The following is a 22,415-nucleotide window of genomic DNA, read 5'->3' as shown; positions in this document are numbered from 1 at the left end:
GGCAATATTCACGCTCTATTATCGATAGAGCGTGAATATCTAGAGGCTGGTGTAACAGTGGTAAACAGAAATTAAAGCAGATTATAAAAACTAATCGCGATTAACGCTTGTTCTTCAGGTAACGCTTACGACGCTCTTCTTTTTTCTTAATCTGTTGTTCCGCTTTCAGCGCAGCCGCTTCTTCAACTTCGATCAGCTCTTGTGTGATCATTTCTGGCAACTCAAGCGTTACCTTACCTAAAGTGCCATTACGCAATTCGTGAAGCAGGATTTCTGAACATTTGTGAATGTCGATATGACCACCGGCACGAAGTGCACCACGCTTACGGCCAATCGCTTCCATCAGTTCGATGTCAGACTCTGGCAGCTCTTCAATTTGGTAACGCTCTTGCAAAAGGTTAGGGTACTGCTTTGCTAGGTATTCTACTGTGTAGAATGCCACTTCATCGTATTCCATTGCTGTATCTTTTACAGCACCTGTTGCAGCCAAGCGGAAGCCACTGTGTGGGTTTTCTACTTTAGGCCAAAGGATTCCTGGAGTGTCTGAAAGGATCACGCCATTCTGCAGGTTGATACGTTGTTGACGACGAGTTACCGCAGGTTGGTTACCAGTAACCGCGATCGTACGTCCAGCCAAGCAGTTGATAATGGTCGATTTACCCACGTTCGGGATGCCCATGATCATTGTACGAATATTCTTGCCCATCTGTTCACGGTGCGGTGCCAGTTTACGTACCAGCTCCATAACGTGGTTAACTTCTTCTTTTACGCTAGTCGTAATCGCAATCGCTTTAACGCCTTGCTCCTTCTCGAAGTGCTCAATCCAACGTTGAGTCAGTTCAGGATCTGCAAGGTCACGCTTGTTCAGCACTTTTACACAAGGCTTATCGCCGCGCAGTGAAGAGATCATTGGGTTTTCACTACTGAACGGGATACGAGCGTCCAGTACTTCGATGATCACATCAACTTGTGGGATAACTTCTTCGATTTCTTTGCGGGCTTTATGCATGTGACCCGGAAACCATTGAATAGACATAGAGATAAACCTTGATAAATATATTTGCTGCACATTGTAAGGGTTGGATGATACGTGTAAAGGTATATCTATCCCGACCTTCAATGAGCTCAGTGAGTTTGCTTGAAGTATAGGCGACTTGGTGATGTTTATTTAGCTGATGATTGACCTATTGAAGGTGGGAGCCGCTAATCTTGTAAAGCGTAAAAAGCCGCTATGTCTTTCAAATCTTGATCGTTAAGCTTACTTAGTTGCGCTCGCATCATATCCGCGTAATCGCCCTGCCTATCTCCGGTTTGATACGCTTTCATTGTATTAAAGAGATAGGTTGGATCTTGGCCAGAAAGCTTAGGATAGGAGTTATTAGTCGATTGACTGGTAGGGTTATGACAAAAAACGCAGCTTGGTGATTTAACTTTACCTAGTTCAGCGTCGCCAAAATCAGAGGCATGAAGGTTAGAGGAAAGAGCTAGCAATATTAGAGCGAAGGTTGGGTAATGCACGTTTTTACTCCGGTAAAAACATGATTATAAAGCTTCCCCTAAGAGGAAGCTCAAGTCTTATTTGTTCTGGGTGAACATTTAGTATGGCTTAAAGTACATTTGCCAACTTTGTTAGGAATCGAGCGATGTCTTCTGCACTAATATCACGGTGAGTAACAAAGCGAACAGGATTACCCGGTGACATCGTAATGCCTTGTTCACCTAACTCTTGTGCGATGCGGTTGATATCGACTGACTCATCTAATTTAGCAAACACAATGTTAGTTTGGATGAAATCAGGGTTAACAGAAAAGCCTTCTAGCTTGTTTAAACCAATCGCTAGATTTTTTGCATTGTCGTGGTCAGCTTTAAGTTGAGTAACGTTCTCTGTTAAAGCCATTTTTCCCGCTGCGGCAAGAATACCTGCTTGGCGCATACCGCCGCCGACCATTTTACGTAGTCGACGTGCTTTAGCGATGTATTCTTTGTTGCCAAGAAGTAGTGAGCCGATAGGAGCGCCTAAACCTTTTGATAAGCAAATCGTCATAGAGTCAAAGTGCTGTGCGATCTCTTTAATGTGAACGTCTAACGCGACTGCCGCATTGTATACGCGTGCACCGTCTAAGTGCATCTGTAAACCATGTTGGTTTACGAACTCACGAGCTTCCGCTAGGTAAGACATTGGCAGCACTTTACCATTGATCGTGTTTTCTAAACTAAGAAGCTTAGTACGAGCAAAGTGGCTGTCGTCTGGCTTAATCGCAGCAGCAAGCCTTTTAAAATCTAAAGTGCCGTCTGGGTTGTTCTCGATTGGTTGAGGTTGAATCGAGCCCAATACCGCCGCGCCACCGGCTTCGTATTTGTAGTTGTGCGCCTGTTGACCACATAGGTATTCATCACCACGCTCACAGTGCGCCATTAGGCCGAGTAGGTTGGCTTGCGTACCTGAAGAGGTAAACATTGCCGCTTCAAAGCCTGTCTCATTTGCTGCCCACTGTTCTAGTTCGTTGACGGTTGGGTCATCGCCATAAACATCATCGCCCACTTCTGCGTTTGCCATTGCGTCACGCATAGCTTGCGAAGGTTTAGTTACGGTATCAGAACGAAAGTCCATGTTTCTCTCCTAGAGTACTTTAGGTAGCCATATAATTGGCTATAGATGGCCACATAGTTGGGCTTTACTTAAACAAGCGATAGTTTTGGTATCAGTGATTTGATCGTGTCGTATTTTATCGTGCAGTTCTTCTAAACTCAGTTCGATCACTTCTATTACTTCATCGTCATCGCATTCAAAGCGGGTAGTGAGGCTTAAGTCTTTTGCGACAAACAGATGTTGTATCTCATCACAGAAGCCAGCCAAAGGGGTGACTTGCCCCAAGCTTTGAAAAGAAGTTGCACTGTAACCTGTTTCTTCTTCCAGTTCGCGTTGGGCACATTGAAGAGGTGTCTCATCTATTTCCATCGTGCCTGCGGGTAGTTCCAAAAGCCATTTCTTTAGAGAAGGGCGGAACTGGTTAATGAGGATGATTTTTCCAGACGAAGTGATAGGAAGAATAACTGCCGCGCCAGGGTGATTGATTGTTGTATGTTTTACCACGACGTTCGTAGGGAGCGTCACGTTCTCCTCTATGAGAGAAATACTTTTCCATTTATGGATAACTTTACTCATGCAGTCTGGCCACATTCCTTGCCAATTTTTCGTATAACGGAAGACGTGCACCACCATAACGTCTATGGTGTCGAAAATAAAAGAAAAATTAGGTTTCGTATTAGATTTAGTTTCACGCCGTTCGTGATGTTACTCTCATAATTGGAATCTATGATTGCGCCAAAATTACCGACGTAACCATCTGATATAAATGCAACTCAATAATAAAATGCACTTGTAACAAAGCGCTAACAAATGTATAAAAACAATTCTACACTCTCAACTGTTCAAAGATTTTCGGAGTAACGCATGAACCCTTCTATTTCTTCACATGCTGACAAGGCGCTACTCTCTGAAAGAATCAATAAATTAGCGCATGCTCTGTCTGATGGTGTCTACGAAAGAGAAGACACCATTAAGCTTTGTTTACTGGCTGCTTTGGCTGGTGAAAGCGTGTTTCTATTAGGCCCTCCGGGCATCGCAAAAAGCCTTATCGCGAAACGTCTCATTCAGGCTTTTGATAACAGCAGCTATTTCGAATATTTGATGACTCGTTTCTCTACTCCCGAGGAAGTGTTCGGCCCACTAAGTATCCAAGAATTAAAAGACAACGGTCGTTACGTAAGACTCACCGAAGGCTACCTACCAACTGCACAAGTCGTCTTCCTCGATGAGATCTGGAAAGCCGGCCCTGCAATCCTAAACACGCTACTTACTGTCGTTAACGAAAAGACTTTCAAAAACGGCAGTGATATTGAACGTGTACCGATGCGTCTACTAGTATCGGCATCCAACGAACTTCCAGATGAAGACAGCGGCTTGGAAGCACTTTATGACCGTATGTTGGTACGCGTGTTCGTGAACCGTATTCAAAACAAACAAAACTTCAAATCGATGCTGACGACGGGTACTTCTCAAGAAGCGGTAATTCCAAAAGGTTTGGCGATTACGGACATTGAATACCATCAATGGCAGAAAGAGCTCGATAAGCTGGAACTGACAGACAATTCGTTTGATAAGTTGTTTGAACTAAAAACCATGCTTGAAGAGACGGTTAAGAAGCAAGGCTCTGCTTCAGAGTCAGAATTGTATGTATCAGACAGACGCTGGAAGAAGGCCGTTAAACTATTGAAAGCGAGTGCGTTCTTTAGTGGTCGCGATAGCGTGAACCCGCTGGATATTATGCTTCTGCAAGATTGTTTGTGGCATAGCCCAGAATCACGTGATGTGGTTCGTAGCGTGGTGAAAGACTTTGCATTGAACCGAGCGTTTGATCAACAAGAGTCGAAAGCTCAAATTGAAATGTCTCGTGAAGAGTTAGAAGAGATTCAAGACGATGTTGAATCAACGTTGTCGGTGTCACTTTCTATGGAGTCAACCAGTGGCTTGTTGCGTAAAGATGTTTACCAGAATGACATCAAGAACGCGAAAATGTACAGTGTGGGCAGTGCTTACAATCTAGTGAAACTGGTTATGCTGCAAAGCAACATGTCGGTTTCTGAATCTGAGAAAGGCGATAGCCGTTGGGTATACGTAGCCAAAGACGATTTTGATCGTGTTCTTAAAGAAGGTCACGGTGATATTTACGGTTACGTAAACGAAAATAAAAACCTATGCCGTTTAAAACTCGACTTGGATGCATCAAACCAATTAGTGATTAAAGACATCGCCAATCGCTCTGTATTGGTGAGTGTGGTTACTACTGACGGTTTAGACCAAGAACTGTACAACAAGTGGTTGAGTGGCGCTGAGAAAGCCTTAGAACAGTTAACTGAAGCTGAATTCAAGTTAAAACGCGTTCGTACTGAATTCCATGATGCATTACCTCATAACTATATTGACCCTGATTTACCAAAAGCGATGGAAGCAAGTTTGCAATCGGTAACGCAAGATCTTGAAACCACGAAAGTGAAGAGTGCCAAGATCACTCAGCGTATTAAGTTTATGAGCCAGTACTTCGAGTAAGAGGAGAGCATATGTTAGGAGCAGACGGCTTAAACCTCGCTTTGATGGTAGCTGATTCCGGAATCATTGATACCGCGATGAATGATCTCATCGCTCGTTCTCAAGTCATGATGGCTGCAGAGAACAAAGGTGTGAAAACATCAGTGAAAAACCACTTAGTTAAATGGCGCGGTAAAGTTAAAAAACGCGTTACTAAGGTGTGTGAAACTGATCGATTCCAAGAGGAAATCGCCCTTTACCAAGAAGTGATTTACTGGGATGAACCTCAGTTCTTTGATGAGATTGACAGCGTTATCAAAAAGCTGGAGTGGCACTCAGCGTTTTATCTACAAGCTCGACGCCTTATGGAGAACAACAAGGGTGTTTATAACGCGATGTTTCCACACTACTTTTGCGACCAATGGTACCAATCACTTTCTGATGCGATTAAACAAGCTCAAGTAACTGAACTTGAAACAAGCAAAGAAAAAGTCTTAGCCGATCTTTATCAGCGCATGGAAACCATGAAAAACATGGATAAAGTGACTGAGTCGGGTGATGAAGGCAGTGTAGGGCGCTTGTGGGACATGGCTTCTGCCAAATTAAGCAAAACAGACCTTACCATCATGAAACGTCATGCTGAGTTCTTGAATAAGCACAAGGGCTTGCAAGAGATCGCTGAAAAGCTAGGCCGTATGGCTGGTGAGGAAGATGATCCTTCGCTACACAAAGCCCCTGTAGAAGAATTGCAGGTGGTTGAAGAGAAAAGCGATGAAGCGGTCGATGATATTGTCGGGATTCATGAAAGTGATGACCTTAACAAGATGCTGCCAAACGAAACCATGTTCTTAGCTTATCCTGAACTTGAGGTTATCTTTTACAAGCACTTGGCCGACAAGCGTTTACTGAGCTATCGCTCGCAAGGTAAATCACGCACGTTACGCAAAGTGAAGGCGCAAAAACCAGATAGCAAGAACATCGATATTGAAAAGGGCCCGTTTATCGTCTGTGTGGACGCTTCGGGTTCTATGAGTGGTTTCCCTGAGCAGTCTGCTAAAGCAATGGCTTATGCCTTAATGCAAATTGCTCTTGCAGAAGAGAGAGACTGTTATGTGATTCTTTTTTCTTCTGAGCAGATTACCTATGAGTTAACCAGGCAAGATGGCCTACGTGAAGCGAGCGACTTCTTAAGTTACTCATTCCACGGCGGTACGGATTTGGAACCTGTTCTCATGAAGTCGATTGACCTAATGACTGGTGATAAATACAAGAATGCCGATTTAATCGTACTTTCTGACTTTATTGCGCCGAAACAATCAGACGAAATGATTGCTCAGGTTGAAAAGTTGAAAGAACACAAAAACCGTTTCCATGCGGTTAGTCTTTCTAAGTATGGCAACCCTCAACTTATGACTATGTTTGACCACTGCTGGGCGTATCATCCGAGTCTTGTCGGTCGTTTCATGAAGAAGTGGTAGCGCTAGAACATCTTGTTTAACTCGATTTTGCTGTGTGTTTTTTGATTAAAGAGATCGAACATGCAGCAATTTGATTTAAATGTCAGCAAACGGAATTTAAATTCACTTTTTTGTTTGACTATCTCCCCTCAATCCGTAAAGTAAGCACCCGAACACAGCGGTGCGGCTTACTTAAGTCCCTAAAGTGTTGAATTAAAAAAGGCGCCTTGGCAGAGTGGCTATGCAGCGGATTGCAAATCCGTGGACCTCGGTTCGACTCCGGGAGGCGCCTCCATTCTTTTTCTTAGCTTGATAAGTTAAGAGATATTAAGAATGAAAATGCGATACTAGCTCAGTTGGTAGAGCGCAACCTTGCCAAGGTTGAGGTCATCGGTTCGAACCCGATGTATCGCTCCAAATTTTGTAGTGTTGATTCATTTTGACATTAAGATGGTGTTTTACTTTTCAGTAATCGGCATCGCAATAAAAAATTGCGTGCCCTGGTGGTGGAATTGGTAGACACAAGGGATTTAAAATCCCTCGACGTTCGCGTTGTGCCGGTTCAAGTCCGGCCCGGGGCACCATCTATTTGATTATTACCTCGCTTGGCATTGATCAAAAGAGTTGTTCTCTTAAAACACTATTGAAGGCGCCTTGGCAGAGTGGCTATGCAGCGGATTGCAAATCCGTGGACCTCGGTTCGACTCCGGGAGGCGCCTCCATCATTCAGAAAAAACCAGTCCTAGTGACTGGTTTTTTCGTTTTTGACCCCGCTAAAAGCTTCCTACGTACCCATTTCAATGCTTATCAAAGAAATCTTTGTTACGGATATACTTGCTCATTAAGTGGTAAGAGAAAGGTCTTATCAGCCAACTAAAGATAGAGCGACCAAGGCGGATTAATGTAGGAGTGTTCTCATAGATTCGTCCGTTATAAAGCCAAAGCACTTTACCTACATGCCAATAGAGCAAAGGAACCGGTGGCATGAAGGTCACGATGTCGATGTCACAGCAAATTCGGTAGGTCTTCTTACTCATGCGATAGTGCTTTCGAAAGCTCCAATCACCAATGGCGGGTTGGCCAAAAGTCACTATTCGTTTAATACAGCCTGGGTACTTTTGATCAAAGTAATCAGCGAAGACACAACCGATAGCGCCTCCGGAAGAGTGGCCAGTAATAGACACTCTTTTTCCTTGTTCGATGAGAGGTGTGAGCGTGGCTTCCAAGCGCTCAATAACGGTTAAGCCAAGCTTATCTTCATTACGACTTGGCTGGCTCTCTTGAAACATTAGATGGTAGAAACCCGCATGCACACGATAATTGAGCCCAATTCTCTTACAGCTTCTTGTCCATAGAGCAAAGGTTAGTAGCCAATCTGAGATACTGTGCGATCCTTTGATTACCACAACCACTTCATCTTTGTCGCTACTCCACAACACTCTAATCATGGTTTTACCAAACTGGTTCTTGATGATGCGTTGTCCATTAGGGTCAAAACCATAGCGAGTCTGCTTAAAAACTCTAGGGTAGGCGAGGTTACAAAGAACGGCATAGCGCTCATATTGATATCGTTTTAGTGGTTTCACATGTTTACTTCTTAATAAGAGTTACTTCAAACTCTAATCGTTGAATGTGAAAAGCACATGAAAACGCCATTTGCTTGGTTTAAAACAATAAAATCACCGCATTCAATTGGTATTTGAATCAATGGTTGTCAGTGATTTGTCCGTTTAAATTAGAAATCCAAGTATAAGAACCGTACAAGCTGCACTAAATTTATTCTTTTGAGTTCGATAATTAATCACTTGAATTAAAAGATAAAATTTATTGTTGACGAATTTTTTCCTTCCGTTAAAGTACACCTCGTTCTCACGGCTTAGGTCGCTGAGAGATGGTGTTTTTACTTTTCAGTAATCGGCCTCGCAAGATTGCGTTGCCCTGGTGGTGGAATTGGTAGACACAAGGGATTTAAAATCCCTCGGCGTTCGCGCTGTGCCGGTTCAAGTCCGGCCCGGGGCACCATCTATCTAGCTTCTACATTTTGAGTAGAGTGATGAACAAAGAGTTGTTCTCTTAAATCACTATTAAAGGCGCCTTGGCAGAGTGGCTATGCAGCGGATTGCAAATCCGTGGACCTCGGTTCGACTCCGGGAGGCGCCTCCATTCTTTCTCTTAGTTTGATAAGTTAAGAGATAATAAGAATGAAAATGCGATACTAGCTCAGTTGGTAGAGCGCAACCTTGCCAAGGTTGAGGTCATCGGTTCGAACCCGATGTATCGCTCCAAATTTTGTAGTGTTGATTCATTTCGACATTAAGATGGTGTTTTACTTTTCAGTAATCGGCATCGCAATAAAGAATTGCGTGCCCTGGTGGTGGAATTGGTAGACACAAGGGATTTAAAATCCCTCGACGTTCGCGTTGTGCCGGTTCAAGTCCGGCCCGGGGCACCATCTATTTGATTATTACCTCGCTTGGTATTAATCAAAAGAGTTGTTCTCTTAAAACACTATTGAAGGCGCCTTGGCAGAGTGGCTATGCAGCGGATTGCAAATCCGTGGACCTCGGTTCGACTCCGGGAGGCGCCTCCACTATTCAAAGTTGAAAGGCCAGCAGAAATGCTGGCCTTTTTGCTATCTGAAATTCTAAACCCTCATGCTATGTTCAAACTTCCACGTATGCTCTCTAATCAGTAGCACCACTAGGAACAAGCTATATCAGATCACTTTTGTGCCGGTCTTTTCCTTATGTAAACCTATCATTTGCTAAACAACCAACAGCATCTGTTAACCAATTGCGCCGTTTGTGAGTGGAATGAGTGGGGAATGGAAAAGGGCGACTGTCTTTTGCGTCATTAAATTCTTCATATTTATACATAGTTGCTCATGATCCTGTAACGCTTTCATGAGTTATTACACTTATTATGACCACAAATGAAAATGATTGTCATTTACTTGTGTTACTGCTAACCTATTGTGAAACTTTACAACATCTTATCTACTGCACGAAAGTGTATATAAAACCCCGCTAAACCTTATTAAACCTACGGTTATTAGTTTGCTTCGTATGATAAATCAGCAGATCTACCTCTTTTGTCCTACCCCTTTAGGGTAGTTCGATTTCGTAATTGATTTACATCATATTTTCATTTTCTTTCATAATTCATTATTCGCTCAGTTAAGAAATATATAACCTTCAGGAATTCTTATGAGCAAGATGAAGCTAGTCGTAATCGGTAACGGGATGGTCGGCCATCGCTATATCGAAGATTTAGTCGAGAAGACAGACGTTGCTAACATGGACATCACAGTCTTCTGTGAAGAGCCTCGCGTAGCCTATGATCGTGTACACCTTTCTTCTTACTTTTCACACCATACTGCGGACGAACTTTCTTTAGTTAAAGAAGGCTTCTACGAGAAACACGGCATCAACATGCTGATCGGTGAGCGTGCTATTAACGTTAACCGTGAAAAGAAAACAGTTTACTCAAGTACTGGTCGTGAAATTCAATACGACAAGCTAATCCTTGCTACAGGTTCATACCCATTCGTTCCGCCAATCAAAGGTAACGAAGGTAAAGACTGTTTCGTTTACCGCACAATCGAAGACTTGAAAGCTATCGAAGCAACCGCTAAGAATTCTAAATCTGGTGTGGTTGTTGGTGGTGGTTTGCTTGGTCTTGAAGCTGCAGGCGCACTAAAAGCTCTTGGTGTAACCACGCACGTTGTTGAGTTTGCTCCAAAGCTAATGGCTGAGCAGCTTGACCAAGCGGGTGGTAACCAACTTCGTCAAAAAATCGAACGTATGGGCGTTAACGTACATACAAGTAAGAACACGCTTGAGATTGCTCCTGAAGGCACTGAAGCTCGTAACGTAATGCGCTTTGCAGACGGTACAGAGCTAGAAACTGATTTCATCGTATTCTCTGCTGGTATTCGCCCACAAGACAAACTTGCTCGTCAAATGGGGCTGGGTATTGCACCACGTGGCGGTATCGAGATTAATGATCACTGTCAAACGACAGACAAAGACATCTACGCAATCGGTGAGTGTGCGTCTTGGAACCAAACGTTCTACGGCCTAGTGGCTCCTGGTTACAAAATGGCAACGGTAGCGGTTGACCACGTTGTTGGTAACGAAAGCACATTTGAAGGTGCTGACATGTCTGCGAAGCTTAAGCTTTTGGGCGTGAAAGTAGGCTCTATCGGCGATGCGAACGGTCGTACTCCTGGCTGTAAGAGCTACGTTTACCAAAACGAAGAACAAGAAGTTTACAAGCGTCTAATCGTTTCTGAAGACAACAAGAAGCTGCTTGGTGCAGTAATGGTTGGTGACACGTCTGACTACGGTGATCTTCTACAGCTTATGCTGAACGAAATCGACCTACCAGAACACCCAGATGCATTGATTCTTCCTGCTCATGCTGGTGCTGAAAAGCCAACACTTGGCGCGGATTCTCTTCCTGAGTCTGCTGTTATCTGTTCTTGTTTCGATGTGACTAAAGGCAAGATCGCTCAAGCGGTTGCTGAAGGTCACCACACAATCGGTGATATCAAAGCAGTAACAGGCGCAGGTACTGGTTGTGGTGGTTGTATTCCACTAGTGACTTCAGTACTAAACGCTGAACTTGCTAAAGCTGGTGTTGAAGTGAAGAACGACGTGTGTGAGCACTTTGCATACTCTCGCCAAGAGCTTTTCCACCTAATTCGCATCGAAGAAATCAAAACGTTCGATGAGCTATTAGAGAAATACGGTAAAGGCTACGGCTGTGAAGTATGTAAGCCTCTAGCAGGTTCTATCCTTGCTTCTTGCTGGGGTGAACACATCCTTAAGCCTGAATTAGTGAAGCTGCACGATACCAACGACAACTTCCTAGGTAACATGCAAAAAGACGGTACTTACTCTGTAATCCCTCGTATGGCGGGTGGTGAAGTAACACCTCAAGCACTAAGCGTTCTTGCTGATGTTGCTGCTGAATACAACTTGTACACCAAGATCACAGGTGCACAACGTATCGGCCTATTTGGTGCTCAGAAAGATGACTTACCAGCAATCTGGAAGAAGTTAATCGCTGCAGGTTACGAAACGGGTCAAGCTTACGCAAAAGCACTTCGTATGGCGAAAACATGTGTAGGTTCTACTTGGTGTCGTTACGGCGTTCAAGATTCAGTTGGCCTAGGCGTGATGATCGAGAACCGTTACAAAGGCATCCGTACTCCTCATAAGATGAAGTTTGGTGTGTCTGGCTGTACTCGTGAGTGTGCTGAAGCTCAAGGTAAAGATTTAGGTATTATTGCGACTGACGCAGGTTGGAACATGTATGTATGTGGTAACGGTGGTATGAAACCCCGTCACGCAGACTTACTGGCAAGCGACCTAGACCAAGAAACGCTAATCAAGTACATCGACCGTTTCATGATGTTCTACATCCGCACGGCTGCGCCACTACAACGTACTTCGGTATGGATGGACAACCTAGAAGGTGGTGTTGATTACCTACGTGAAGTGATTGTAGACAACAAGCTTGGTATCAATGACCAACTTGAAACTGACATTGCTGGCCTAGTTGATAACTTCGCTTGTGAATGGACAGATACAATCAACGACGAAGCTCAACTTAAGCGCTTTGCACACTTCATCAATGCTGATGACCGCGATGATAACGTTGTGTTTGTTGAAGATGGTCGTGAACAACACCGTCCTGCGACATTCACTGAGAAACACCCTGAAGCCATTACTTCAAAGCATCAGGGCGACATCATTCACGTAGAATCTGTTTAAGGGGAGACGACATCATGGCATTTACCAAAGTTTGTAAGATCGAAGACATTATCCCAGGTACAGGTGTTTGTGCGTTGGTTAGTGGTGAGCAAGTAGCTGTATTCCGCCCAACGAAAGCTGAAGAAGTATTCGCGATTAGCAACACAGACCCTTACTTCCAGTCAAACGTGTTATCACGTGGCTTGATTGTTGAGCACAAAGAAGAGCTTTGGGTAGCAAGCCCACTTAAGAAGCAACGCTTTAACCTAGCAACAGGTGTGTGCATGGAAGACGAGAACTTCAACGTGAAAGCGTACAAAGCTCGTGTTGCCAAAGGCGCTGTAGAAATCTCTGCTTAATCTTCGGATGAGTAAGATTTGATAGTTCAAGGGTTCTAGTTCTCGATATTGCCTTAACTCGGCAACTAGAGCCTTTTCCTATCCAATTTTAACTTTTAATTTAAACTTTTTAAGGACAACCTTATGTCTCCTGATTACAAACCAGCTGAATTCGTTCAAACGATGATTGATGTGGGTGAAGCGAAAACGAAAACAAGTACTCGCGATCTTCTGATTCGAAGCACTATGGCTGGTATCATCCTTTCTCTAGCGGTTGTTGTTGCTATTACAGCAATGGTTCAAACCGGTATTGGCCTTGTTGGCGCACTTGTGTTCCCAGTTGGCTTCGTCATTCTAAGTGTAATGGGTTATGACCTAGTAACTGGCGTATTCGGCCTTGCACCTTTAGCGAAATTCGACAACCGCCCAGGTATTACTTGGGGTCGTATCCTACGTTGTTGGGGTATTGTTGGTCTTGGTAACCTTATCGGTTCTTTGATTGTTGCTTTCCTTGTTGCAGTATCACTAACGGGTAACTTCTCTTTAGAACCAAACGCTGTTGCTCAAAAGTTCATTGCTGTTTCTACAGGTCGTAGCCTAGGTTTTGAAAACATGGGTATGGACGGATGGATCACGTGTTTCGTACGCGGTATCTTCTGTAACCTTATGGTATGTCTAGGTGTGATTGGCAACATGACTGCACGCACAGTATCTGGCCGTGTAGCAATGATGTGGTTCCCAATCTTCATCTTCTTCGCACTCGTATTTGAGCACACAGTAGTAAACATGTTCCTATTCCCACTGGGTATGATTCTTGGCGCTGACTTCGGTATTGCGACATGGTTGAACTTCAACCTTATCCCAACAATCCTAGGTAACATCGTTGGTGGTCTATTAATGACGTGTGTTCCTCTATACCTAACTCACGCTAAAACTGCGCCTTCTCTAGGTGCTAAGTAATCCTCAGTAGGGTGAAACGTAATTTAGTATGAGATTAAGAGCCCCAACAACATGTTTGGGGCTTTTTTAGTTCGAAAGCCCTTATATCATTGCGCAAATTACTCGCAATAGACTGTTTTGTTATAATTACTTCTATCTTCGTTAGTATTTAGACTGAATATTTATATCAACACCTGATAGTCTAAGGGTTAAGGATTTGGATAAGTCATCATCAATACAGTGACTTATCACATAGATTTAAGCTTGAGATAAAACAAGCAAACCTTCGGAGCGCAGCATGTCAGAAGTATCGTCATCGAATGTTAAAGAAGTAAACAAAGGATTTGTTTCATTGGTAGGTGCAGGTCCGGGCGACCCAGACTTACTTACGCTAAAAGCCGCACGAGTGATTCAACAAGCAGACGTGTTGGTTTATGACCGCTTGGTATCAAAAGATATTTTGGCGATGGCTAATCCAGAAGCAGAAATGTTGTATGTGGGCAAAAAGCTCGATCATCACTGCGTACCGCAAGATCAGATCAACCAACTATTAGTGACCAAAGCTCAAGAGAACAAACACGTAGTGCGTCTAAAAGGTGGTGACTCGTTTATCTTTGGTCGTGGTGGTGAAGAGTGTGAAACGTTAGCTGAGAATGACGTGAGATTTGAAGTGATTCCGGGCATCACAGCTGCTGCCGGAGCAACGGCTTATGCGGGCATTCCGTTGACGCACCGTGATCATGCACAAAGCGTGCAGTTTATTACAGGTCACTTGAAGAAAGATGGCGAAGATATTGACTGGCAATCTCTTGCTCAGCACAACCATACCATCGTGTTTTACATGGGCTTGAAAGAGAGTCCGAACATTCAGAAGAATCTACTCGATAATGGTATGCGAGCTGACATGCCAGTTGCGATCATCGAAAACGGTACACGCCAAGAACAAAAGGTGTTTAGAGGTGGGTTACGTGATTTAGCTGACCTTGCGAGCGTCGCAAAGAGCCCAGCGCTGATTGTTGTAGGCAGCGTGGCTCAGCTCCATGAAAAACTTGCTTGGTTTAACAAACAAGCTTGATCGTTTGACCTTCTAATTGGATCTCTAAGCCACTACTGAGTCCATCAAGAATCAAATACTGCAGCGGCTGCCTTGTCGCTGCATTTCTTGTTGGCGCATCGGCATTTCGTCAATGATATTGGTGATCTGTTTCCAATCTGTTTTGCCACTCCATCGGTGCTTCTCTTTCCCGTCTTTACCAATCAAAACAGCGGTATGTGATCCTTTCGGGATCTCGTAAATACTGGTGACTGCTTCTAAGTTAAACTCTTCTTCTAACCAAGTTGGGACTGTGTAACCACTCTCTGCAATAACCATAATGACGACATCTCGTTCGTCCAATTGACAGTTATTGAGCAACACTTCATTCAGAAACTCTTTAACGATTGAATCTTCCTTTGGAGCGAAATAAATCACACTGCGGTGTGGCAAAGGCTTTGAGTGAGAATAAGCGGGGTAGGCGAGTACTGAATTGATGGTTAAGCTCATGATTATTACCGTGCTGATGGTCAGTAGTTTAAGCAAACTAAACCAGCTACCAGAGTTTGATGGTTGATTTAAAGTTTGCATCGCTTTGGTTGTGTCGATGCTTACGATCGAATTGTGTGTTTGTCGGTGCAGCATTGCCAACCTCCCTTTAAAAACTCTAAGCCTGAGTACGATTTGAACGCTACGTAAAGAAGAAGGTGAAGATCAGAACCACCTAAGAAACGCTCAAAACAAATCCACTTACAATAAGCATAGTTAGGATTACGTAAAGACACTTAGCTTTACGCTAAAGATATTAGATTTACGTTAACGATAGCTGGCAGGTTCATTTTTATTGAGTAAAGCGACTCGCATTTTACAATTGAATAGAATAGGGTATACGGAAAATCTAAAGGTATGAATTTATGGAAAACATAGCAATTTTGGTCGACGTTCAGAACGTTTACTACACGACGCGCGACAAATACCGTTCTAACTTCGACTATAACCAGTTTTGGTATGTTGCCACGGAAGGGCGTAACGTTATTGCAGCTAATGCTTACGCAATCTCAAGCCAAGATCCAAAGCAGCGTCAATTTCATCATATCCTTCGTGGTGTGGGCTTTAATGTGAAGTTAAAGCCGTTTATTCAGCGTCGAGATGGCAGTGCAAAAGGCGATTGGGATGTGGGTATTGCGTTAGACGCGATAGAACTTGCTGAGACGGTTGATACGATTGTTTTGGTATCAGGAGACGGTGATTTCGAAATCCTTGTAGAGCGAATCAAAGAGCGCTTTGGCAAGCCTGTTGAAGTGTATGGTGTTCCCGGGTTAACTGCTCAAAATCTTATCGATTCTGCATCAAAATTTGTACCGATTGAAAAAGATTTTCTTCTATAGAGGAAATCGGGCACTTTATAATTGAAATCAATAATAACGATAATTAGAATGCAAACAGTTCTTATTTATCGGTATGTGTAATGTCTCGCGTTTTAGTTGTTGATGATGATATTCAGTTGTGTGAATTACTGGGTGAAGTGTTAGAAAATGAGGGGTATCACGTTGATACTGTTCATTGCGGTGAATCCGCGCTTGAGTTTATTCAATCTCACCCTGTCGATTTGGTTCTACTCGATGTAATGCTTCCGAACCTAAGCGGCATTCAAGTAGCAAGACGTATTTGTCAGCGTTTTGCTACTCCCATTCTTATGCTAACCGCGCTTAACGACGATGCCTCAATGCTCGATGGCTACCAAGCAGGCGCCGACCAGTACATCGCTAAACCTTTCAATGTTCCTGAGCTCCTGACTCGTATAAAGGTGATTTTACGCCGAGTGGGCTTTGAGCGTCAGAGACAATCTTTAGCTTCCTCTAATCACGGCTTGTGTGAACAACTCTCTCGTTTGCCATTAACTGGCACTGAAAAAGACTTGCTTGATTATTTGGTCAAAAATGACGGTATTGTCGTCTCAAAATCTGATCTGCAAATCCATGTACTCAAGAAAGAATTGTGTCCCTTCGATCGTAATTTAGATATGCATATCAGCAATATACGTAGAAAGCTCGTTCAGGCAGGTTTGTCTAAACAACATATAAAAACCGTTCGTGGTAAAGGTTACAGTTACCTAGAGTCGGTCGGAGCATGAGTAAAAAACTGCTGCGTTGCCCTGATTTTATTGCTAAGCGTAAAGACGGACTCACTTTCCAACTGTTCAGTTACCTGACCGTCATTTTGGTGAGTATTTTGATCCTGCAAGGTGTCGCTGAAAGAGCCTTGATGAAAGCGCTGCTTAAAGTCCCAGAATCGGTAAAAGCGGAAATGCTCGACCTTGCTTACCAAGCGAATGTGTTGATCGAAGAAGGGGACATGGATGAACTCGCGGACTGGGGTAATGCTCAGCAGTATTATCTGTTCGTAATTGATAAAGACAATCGTCCGATCACACATCGTCACATGCACCCACATTTTGAATTTAAGCTCAAATACTTAAGAACGTTAGATCACCAACTTAGTGATCGTGTGAGTAAGCCGATCTTCGGCCTACCACTGGATAACGGTAAAACACTGGTTATCCAACTACCGCACCAGTTTCATCCCGCAAAATCTTTTGCGCCATATTCCTATATGCTTAAAGCATTGATTGCATTGGTCGTATTGTCTCTGTTCTCGATTATCATGGCCAAAAGCCTTCAGCAACCGTTGGATAGATTGAGAGAAGCGAGCCGCAGACTGGCTCAAGGTGACTTCACGGTCAGTGTGGTGTCGGAGTTGAACTCCACCACGCGTGAATTCAACGAGCTTGCACACGATTTTGATTATATGACCTTTGAGATTAAATCTCTGGCTGAAAAGCAACGTTGTTTGATTCGTGATGTCTCACACGAGTTAAGAACACCATTAGCAAGGCAAAACCTCGCACTACACCTGCTGCGCAGCAAGGTTGATGATAAAAGCATTGGTTTGCTAGAACGAATGGAAAATGAAACAGAAGAGATGAATAAGCTGGTGGGTGAGATACTTGAATTTAGCCGCTTAGAAACCTCTCGCTATGACTCCAAGTTAAGTTTAATGCACCTTGAGCACTATTGTTCAATGTTGATCGCGCAGATGCAAAACGATTTAAAACCGAATCAAACTTTGATTGGTTCCCTAGAGACGCCGATATCAATGGTGAACGTTGATGAGAGGCTACTGCTTCGAGTCATTGGTAACTTGGTCGGGAATGCCATTAAATACGCGGGTGAGAACGCTCATGTGGTCGTGACGACATACGAACAGGTAATGGATAGACGTTACAGTGTAATATCTGTAGAAGATGACGGTGACGGTATTCCCGATAACAAGATTGCAGGTATATTCGACCCGTTTACTCGTATTGAATCAGCAAGAGACAAACGGTCTGGTGGCTACGGTCTGGGCCTTGCGATTGTTAAAGAAGCGATGGGTGTGATGAATGGACATGTAACTGCTGAGAATAGAGAAGGTGGGGGGCTGAGAGTGAACTTGATGTTCCCAATCGGTGATTAGCTTTCCCTATTGATAATTACCTTAAATTGATAACTGTCCCAACTCAGTAGTACTGACTTAAGCGATACCCAATAAAAACGCCACTGCATCTGCAGTGGCGTTTTTCTTTATGCGCTTTGGTATGGGCTAGGCGTAGCCATTAATTACGCCTGAGCTTGAAGACAAGAGCATAAGATAAGCGAGACTATGCCTGTTGGCGAGCTAGCTTAACTTCTTCTTCTTTCTCACCTGCTGCTGGGTCGTTGAAGCGAGACTCGTCTAGAGCGCCTTCAGACTTAGCAACGATGATAGATACGGCACTATCACCTGTGATGTTTACAGCGGTACGAATCATATCAAGAAGGCGGTCAACACCCATGATTAGAGCAATACCTTCAAGCGGCAGGCCAACTTGGTTCAATACCATCGCTAGCATAACAAGACCAACACCAGGGACACCTGCAGTACCAACAGACGCCAGTGTCGCCGTTAGGATAACCATTAGGTAATCACCCATTGAAAGGTCGATGTTGTACGCTTGCGCGATAAACGCCGTCGCAACACCTTGCATGATTGCAGTGCCGTCCATGTTCACAGTTGCACCTAGTGGTACTGTGAAAGAAGCGACTTTGTTGTCTACGCCCATACGGTTCTTAGCCGTTTCCATAGTTACTGGAATTGTTGCGTTCGAAGATGCTGTTGAGAATGCAAACATGATTGCATCTTCCATCTTACGTAGGAACGTAATCGGACTAAGACCTGTGAATCCTTTAAGCATCGCACTGTAAGTCACCAAGCCATGCAACAGCAGGGTACCAGCAAGCACTAAGAAGTATTCTGCTAGGTTCCAAATTGCACCTAAGCCAAGGCCAGAGAACAGTTTCGCCATCAAGAAGAATACGCCGTAAGGAGCAAGGTTCATTAGTAGCGCAACTAGCTTCATGATCACTTCGTTTAGATCAGAGAAAACTGCAGCGATACGTTCACCGGGTTTGCCCGCTGCACTGATTGCGATACCAAACAACACTGCAAATACGATAACTTGTAACGTTTTGCCCTCAGCCATCGCCTGAATAGGGTTGGTTGGGAACATGTCGATGATTACTTGGCCCAGAGAAGGGGCATCCGCTGATTTGAAAGAGCTCGCAGCAGTAAGATCCGCACCAGCTCCAGGTTGGAACAGGTTACCGATAGTTAATGCTAGAGTGATGGCAACGGCAGTAGTACCGATATAAAGTGCAAGCGTTTTGCCACCCATACGGCCAAGAGTTGATAAGTCTTTAAGAGAACTTGTACCGCACACTAGTGAAACGAAGACTAGAGGCACAACAAGCATTTTTAAACTGGCGACAAAGATTTGTCCGCCCACTTCAAAGAGTCCGTTAACGATGTAGTTGTTAACAAATCCGTTGTCTGCAAAAAGGGATTGAATGGCGAATCCCGTTAATATACCTACGACCATACCGAGGATTACTCGACCAGTCAGAGACATAGGTTTCTTGGTATTCATTTAGAACACTCCTTATTATTTATAACTTTGATACCTTTTCAAAGTGAGCAGGAGATTAGCAGTCGGATAATCAATTCGAAAAACAAAAAATGAGTTTGGAATTATAGATGTGATCAAAATCACTGATAATTGTGTAAACTAAACAAATAAAAACAAAATAATTCACTATTAATTTACATCTATCGAGGGTTTTATACATAAATTTGTCGTTTCAAAGGTAGTAAATAAGAAGAGATGATTTTCTTATCAATCTTCACGTCTTCAATTGACTGAACAAATACCGTTGTTTCAAAAAATTCGGTGAAGATAACCAGTCGATTTACGTCCATGAGCCTTAACTATTTGTATTGAATGGTTTTGTTGAACTCCTCAAATATGACTCACCGACAGGCCTTTACAAAACTTTACGAATGCAAAGAATGTAAATTTAATGCAAATGGTAATAGTTATCACTTATATTCACTCCCGAAATAATTCAGTGGTACCGGCAACGGTTCAGCGAACACATCGAATAAATAACAAAGTGTTCGTCTAAAAGAATAAAAGCGGAGTAAAGGACATGTTTTCAAAGAGCCCATTGGCTTTAGTGATCGGCGCAGTATTAGCTTCACCAGCAGTATTGGCAGAAACAGTAAAAACAGACGAGCATATGGTTGTTGAAGGTCGTGACTACGGTTATAAAGCCGACACGAACACAACAGCAATGCGCATGGAGGCGACTCAATTAGAGACTCCGGGACAAGTTTTAGTAATCGATGAGCAAATCATCGATGAACAGCGTGCAACAACGCTTGGTGACGTGCTTAAGAATGACGCGAGTGTAAGTGCTGGCGGTACAAGCCGTAACCGTGAACGTTTCTCTCTACGTGGTTTCTCGGTAGAAAGCTCTTCGGGCTTCCTTAAAAATGGCCAGCAACATTGGTCTCACTACCGTCAACCTATTGAATTACTTGAGCGAGTTGAAGTAGTAAAAGGTCCTTCAGGTCTACTTTATGGTCAGTCAGCTCCTGGTGGTTTGATTAACATGGTAGCTAAAAAACCAACTTATGAAACTCAAGTAAGTGTAAGTCAAGATATTGGTTCTAATGACCATTCTCGTACAACGGTAGACGTAAGTGGCGCTTTGAACGACGCTGAAACTCTACGTGGTCGCGCGATTCTATCTAAAGAAAGCTACGGCTCTTGGAGAACTTACGGTGACGGAACTGAACCACAAACAGAACGTTTTGTTGGTGGTGTATTCGTTGATTACGATGTAACTGAAGACGTAATGGTTTCTGTTCACTACGATAAGACCAACGACGAAGGCAGCGTAGATTCTGGTGCACTATACACACTAGACGGCAACCGAGTGGGTAGCGACAAGCATATCTGGGATGCGCAGTGGTCACAGATTGAAAACGATGTTGAGAACGTTGGTTTTGATATTGCTGCTAACCTGACTGATACATGGTCATTAAAAACAGGTTTCAACTACCAAGATTTCGAACGTATTGATATGGAAAGCTACCCAAGCTTTTCAAACATGAATCCTGATGGTACAGGAACCGTGACTCAAGGTGGCAACTACCGTCATGACAAATGGCGTTTCAGAACAGCTTATGTCGATCTAACAACAACCGCTGATCTTGCGGGCACAGAGCACCAACTATTATTCGGTGCTAACTGGTTAGGCTACAGCTATTACCGTGGTATGGATCGCTTCAGCAGCGCTGAATACGCACCAGATGCAACAGTACCAGCGCCGTCAGTGGGTCCAACATCGCTAGGTAAGATGAGTACTTACGATACTTGGGGCTTCTACATCCAAGATTTGATTACTATTAATGATGAATGGCAAGTTCTTGCGGGTGCTCGTTTCGACCGTAAAGTAAGTGATGGCGTTGCAGAAGAAAACGTAGCACCTAAGCTTGGCCTGATTTACCACCCAGTATCAAACGGTAGTATCTACGCTTCTTACTCTGAAAGTTTCGAACCACAAGGTGTTGTGTCTAGCGGAAGCCGCAACTACACCAACGATGGCGAACTTGTTGACGCAGCAACGGGCGTGTCTTACGAAGTCGGTACTAAGTGGGAACTGATGGACGAACGTCTATTCGTTTCTGGTGCGGTATTCGATATTACCCAAGAAAACATTTCAATGGATGTAGAAGACACTTCATCAGGCGATTGGACGAAGACACAAGGTGGCGAACAAGTTCACCGTGGTGCTGAGCTAGCCGCACAAGGCTTTATTTCAGAGCGCTTCTCAATGTCTGGTTCTGCAATGTACTTAGATGCTGAAATCACGAACCATGAAACATATGAAGGTAACCGTCCAGTAGACGTACCTGAGTTTGCAGCAAGCGTTTGGTCTACCTATGCAGCAACAAACGAAGTTGATGTGAACCTGGGTCTTATCTACGAAGGTTCTCGTTACGGCGATAGCGCGAACACATTCAAGAAAGACGGCTACGCACGTGTAGATATGGGTGCTGCATACACGCTTAAGTACGACGATTCTCTTGATTTCGTAGCGCGTCTAACAGTCGAGAACGTATTTGATAAAGAATACCTAGCGGGTGGCGGTTCAACATCTTCAAACCACCAATTTGCTGAAGACGTAGTAATCGGCGAAGGCCGTAACTACATGGCGACTTTACAGGTAAAATACTAATTTGTTAGTAGGGTACTATTGTTAGCCTAAATACTAAGGGGAAAGTTTCGGCTTTCTCCTTTCGTGATTCTGCTATTCAGTAAAATATCCCTAGTAATGCGAGTGACTTTTAATGATAATGAGAGTGCTTATCAATAAT

The 22,415-nt window shown here is 43.7% G+C and carries 17 protein-coding genes and 9 tRNA genes; 19 read left to right on the top strand and 7 right to left on the bottom strand.

The genetic code is table 11. The features are described 5' to 3' along the window. Positions 1-100: 100 nt before the first annotated feature. The 4 genes from ylqF to AB4167_RS11995 form a co-directional block, all read right to left on the bottom strand. Positions 101-1,036 (bottom strand): ribosome biogenesis GTPase YlqF, encoded by a 936-nt coding sequence (gene ylqF / locus AB4167_RS12010; protein WP_029405588.1) that lies wholly within the window; start codon positions 1,034-1,036, stop codon positions 101-103. Between the two features lie 167 nt (positions 1,037-1,203). Continuing rightward, on the bottom strand, positions 1,204-1,518 hold the full coding sequence (locus AB4167_RS12005) for a cytochrome c (RefSeq protein WP_017069125.1): 315 nt from the start codon (positions 1,516-1,518) through the stop codon (positions 1,204-1,206). An 88-nt stretch (positions 1,519-1,606) separates the two neighbouring features. Further along, positions 1,607-2,611 (bottom strand): low-specificity L-threonine aldolase, encoded by a 1,005-nt coding sequence (gene ltaE / locus AB4167_RS12000; protein ID WP_136981826.1) that lies wholly within the window; start codon positions 2,609-2,611, stop codon positions 1,607-1,609. Positions 2,612-2,650: 39 nt separating this feature from the next. Next, positions 2,651-3,166 (bottom strand): NUDIX hydrolase, encoded by a 516-nt coding sequence (locus AB4167_RS11995; RefSeq protein ID WP_017062564.1) that lies wholly within the window; start codon positions 3,164-3,166, stop codon positions 2,651-2,653. 288 nt (positions 3,167-3,454) lie between these two features. Between AB4167_RS11995 and AB4167_RS11990 the strand changes: the two genes are divergently transcribed. The 6 genes from AB4167_RS11990 to AB4167_RS11965 all read left to right on the top strand — a co-directional run bounded on the left by AB4167_RS11990 (position 3,455) and on the right by AB4167_RS11965 (position 7,268). After that, positions 3,455-5,110 carry an ATPase RavA domain-containing protein gene (locus tag AB4167_RS11990; RefSeq protein WP_136981827.1) on the top strand — a complete coding sequence of 552 codons (1,656 nt, stop codon included), beginning with the start codon at positions 3,455-3,457 and terminating at the stop codon, positions 5,108-5,110. Between the two features lie 11 nt (positions 5,111-5,121). Then, positions 5,122-6,567 carry an ATPase RavA stimulator ViaA gene (viaA, locus tag AB4167_RS11985; RefSeq protein WP_017064542.1) on the top strand — a complete coding sequence of 482 codons (1,446 nt, stop codon included), beginning with the start codon at positions 5,122-5,124 and terminating at the stop codon, positions 6,565-6,567. Positions 6,568-6,767: 200 nt separating this feature from the next. After that, a tRNA-Cys gene (locus AB4167_RS11980) sits at positions 6,768-6,841 on the top strand. A gap of 46 nt (positions 6,842-6,887) precedes the next feature. After that, positions 6,888-6,963 (top strand) — tRNA-Gly (locus AB4167_RS11975). Positions 6,964-7,043: 80 nt separating this feature from the next. Then, a tRNA-Leu gene (locus AB4167_RS11970) sits at positions 7,044-7,130 on the top strand. Positions 7,131-7,194: 64 nt separating this feature from the next. Next, positions 7,195-7,268 (top strand) — tRNA-Cys (locus tag AB4167_RS11965). Between the two features lie 75 nt (positions 7,269-7,343). Here the strand turns inward: AB4167_RS11965 and AB4167_RS11960 are convergent. Then, complete coding sequence (locus AB4167_RS11960) at positions 7,344-8,132, bottom strand: lipase family protein (RefSeq protein WP_017064543.1); 789 nt, start codon at positions 8,130-8,132, stop codon at positions 7,344-7,346. Between the two features lie 349 nt (positions 8,133-8,481). On the opposite strand from AB4167_RS11960, the gene AB4167_RS11955 reads away from it, so the two are divergent. The 9 genes from AB4167_RS11955 to cobA all read left to right on the top strand — a co-directional run bounded on the left by AB4167_RS11955 (position 8,482) and on the right by cobA (position 14,657). Continuing rightward, a tRNA-Leu gene (locus tag AB4167_RS11955) sits at positions 8,482-8,568 on the top strand. 67 nt (positions 8,569-8,635) lie between these two features. After that, a tRNA-Cys gene (locus tag AB4167_RS11950) sits at positions 8,636-8,709 on the top strand. Positions 8,710-8,755: 46 nt separating this feature from the next. Next, positions 8,756-8,831, top strand: a tRNA-Gly gene (locus AB4167_RS11945). 80 nt (positions 8,832-8,911) lie between these two features. Then, positions 8,912-8,998, top strand: a tRNA-Leu gene (locus tag AB4167_RS11940). A 64-nt stretch (positions 8,999-9,062) separates the two neighbouring features. Beyond that, positions 9,063-9,136, top strand: a tRNA-Cys gene (locus AB4167_RS11935). A 616-nt stretch (positions 9,137-9,752) separates the two neighbouring features. Further along, positions 9,753-12,326 (top strand): nitrite reductase large subunit NirB, encoded by a 2,574-nt coding sequence (gene nirB / locus AB4167_RS11930; RefSeq protein WP_017062560.1) that lies wholly within the window; start codon positions 9,753-9,755, stop codon positions 12,324-12,326. Positions 12,327-12,340: 14 nt separating this feature from the next. Next, positions 12,341-12,664, top strand: a complete 324-nt coding sequence (gene nirD, locus AB4167_RS11925; protein ID WP_102320784.1) for a nitrite reductase small subunit NirD — start codon at positions 12,341-12,343, stop codon at positions 12,662-12,664. A 123-nt stretch (positions 12,665-12,787) separates the two neighbouring features. Beyond that, the gene (locus tag AB4167_RS11920) at positions 12,788-13,603 is read left to right on the top strand and encodes a formate/nitrite transporter family protein (protein WP_017062558.1); all 816 of its coding nucleotides are present in this window, start codon (positions 12,788-12,790) and stop codon (positions 13,601-13,603) included. Positions 13,604-13,880: 277 nt separating this feature from the next. Then, entirely contained in the window at positions 13,881-14,657 is a 777-nt protein-coding gene (gene cobA, locus AB4167_RS11915) for a uroporphyrinogen-III C-methyltransferase (RefSeq protein WP_017071487.1), read from the top strand. A gap of 51 nt (positions 14,658-14,708) precedes the next feature. Here the strand turns inward: cobA and AB4167_RS11910 are convergent, their stop codons facing one another. Next, positions 14,709-15,206: a DUF4174 domain-containing protein gene (locus AB4167_RS11910; protein ID WP_050546503.1), complete on the bottom strand. Its 498-nt coding sequence runs from the start codon at positions 15,204-15,206 to the stop codon at positions 14,709-14,711. Between the two features lie 323 nt (positions 15,207-15,529). Here AB4167_RS11910 and AB4167_RS11905 point away from each other — a divergent pair, with 323 nt between their 5' ends. The 3 genes from AB4167_RS11905 (at position 15,530) to AB4167_RS11895 (ending at position 18,131) form a co-directional block, all read left to right on the top strand. Beyond that, entirely contained in the window at positions 15,530-16,003 is a 474-nt protein-coding gene (locus tag AB4167_RS11905; RefSeq protein WP_010429860.1) for an NYN domain-containing protein, read from the top strand. 80 nt (positions 16,004-16,083) lie between these two features. Next, the gene (locus tag AB4167_RS11900; protein ID WP_017062555.1) at positions 16,084-16,749 is read left to right on the top strand and encodes a response regulator transcription factor; all 666 of its coding nucleotides are present in this window, start codon (positions 16,084-16,086) and stop codon (positions 16,747-16,749) included. Next, on the top strand, positions 16,746-18,131 hold the full coding sequence (locus AB4167_RS11895) for a sensor histidine kinase (protein WP_017064547.1): 1,386 nt from the start codon (positions 16,746-16,748) through the stop codon (positions 18,129-18,131). Before AB4167_RS11900 ends, AB4167_RS11895 begins: the two co-directional genes overlap by 4 nt. 184 nt (positions 18,132-18,315) lie before the next feature. Here the strand turns inward: AB4167_RS11895 and AB4167_RS11890 are convergent, their stop codons facing one another. Next, the gene (locus AB4167_RS11890) at positions 18,316-19,620 is read right to left on the bottom strand and encodes a dicarboxylate/amino acid:cation symporter (protein ID WP_017062553.1); all 1,305 of its coding nucleotides are present in this window, start codon (positions 19,618-19,620) and stop codon (positions 18,316-18,318) included. 559 nt (positions 19,621-20,179) lie between these two features. Between AB4167_RS11890 and AB4167_RS11885 the strand changes: the two genes are divergently transcribed. Continuing rightward, positions 20,180-22,276 carry a TonB-dependent siderophore receptor gene (locus AB4167_RS11885; RefSeq protein WP_372136569.1) on the top strand — a complete coding sequence of 699 codons (2,097 nt, stop codon included), beginning with the start codon at positions 20,180-20,182 and terminating at the stop codon, positions 22,274-22,276. Positions 22,277-22,415 lie beyond the last annotated feature (139 nt).

The sequence above is a fragment of the Vibrio sp. 10N.286.49.E11 genome (assembly GCF_041469505.1).
GTDB classification, from domain to species: Bacteria; Pseudomonadota; Gammaproteobacteria; order Enterobacterales; family Vibrionaceae; genus Vibrio; species Vibrio crassostreae_C.
The sequence above is the reverse complement of the archived record's forward strand: the minus strand, read 5'-3'. Positions and strand labels throughout refer to the sequence as shown.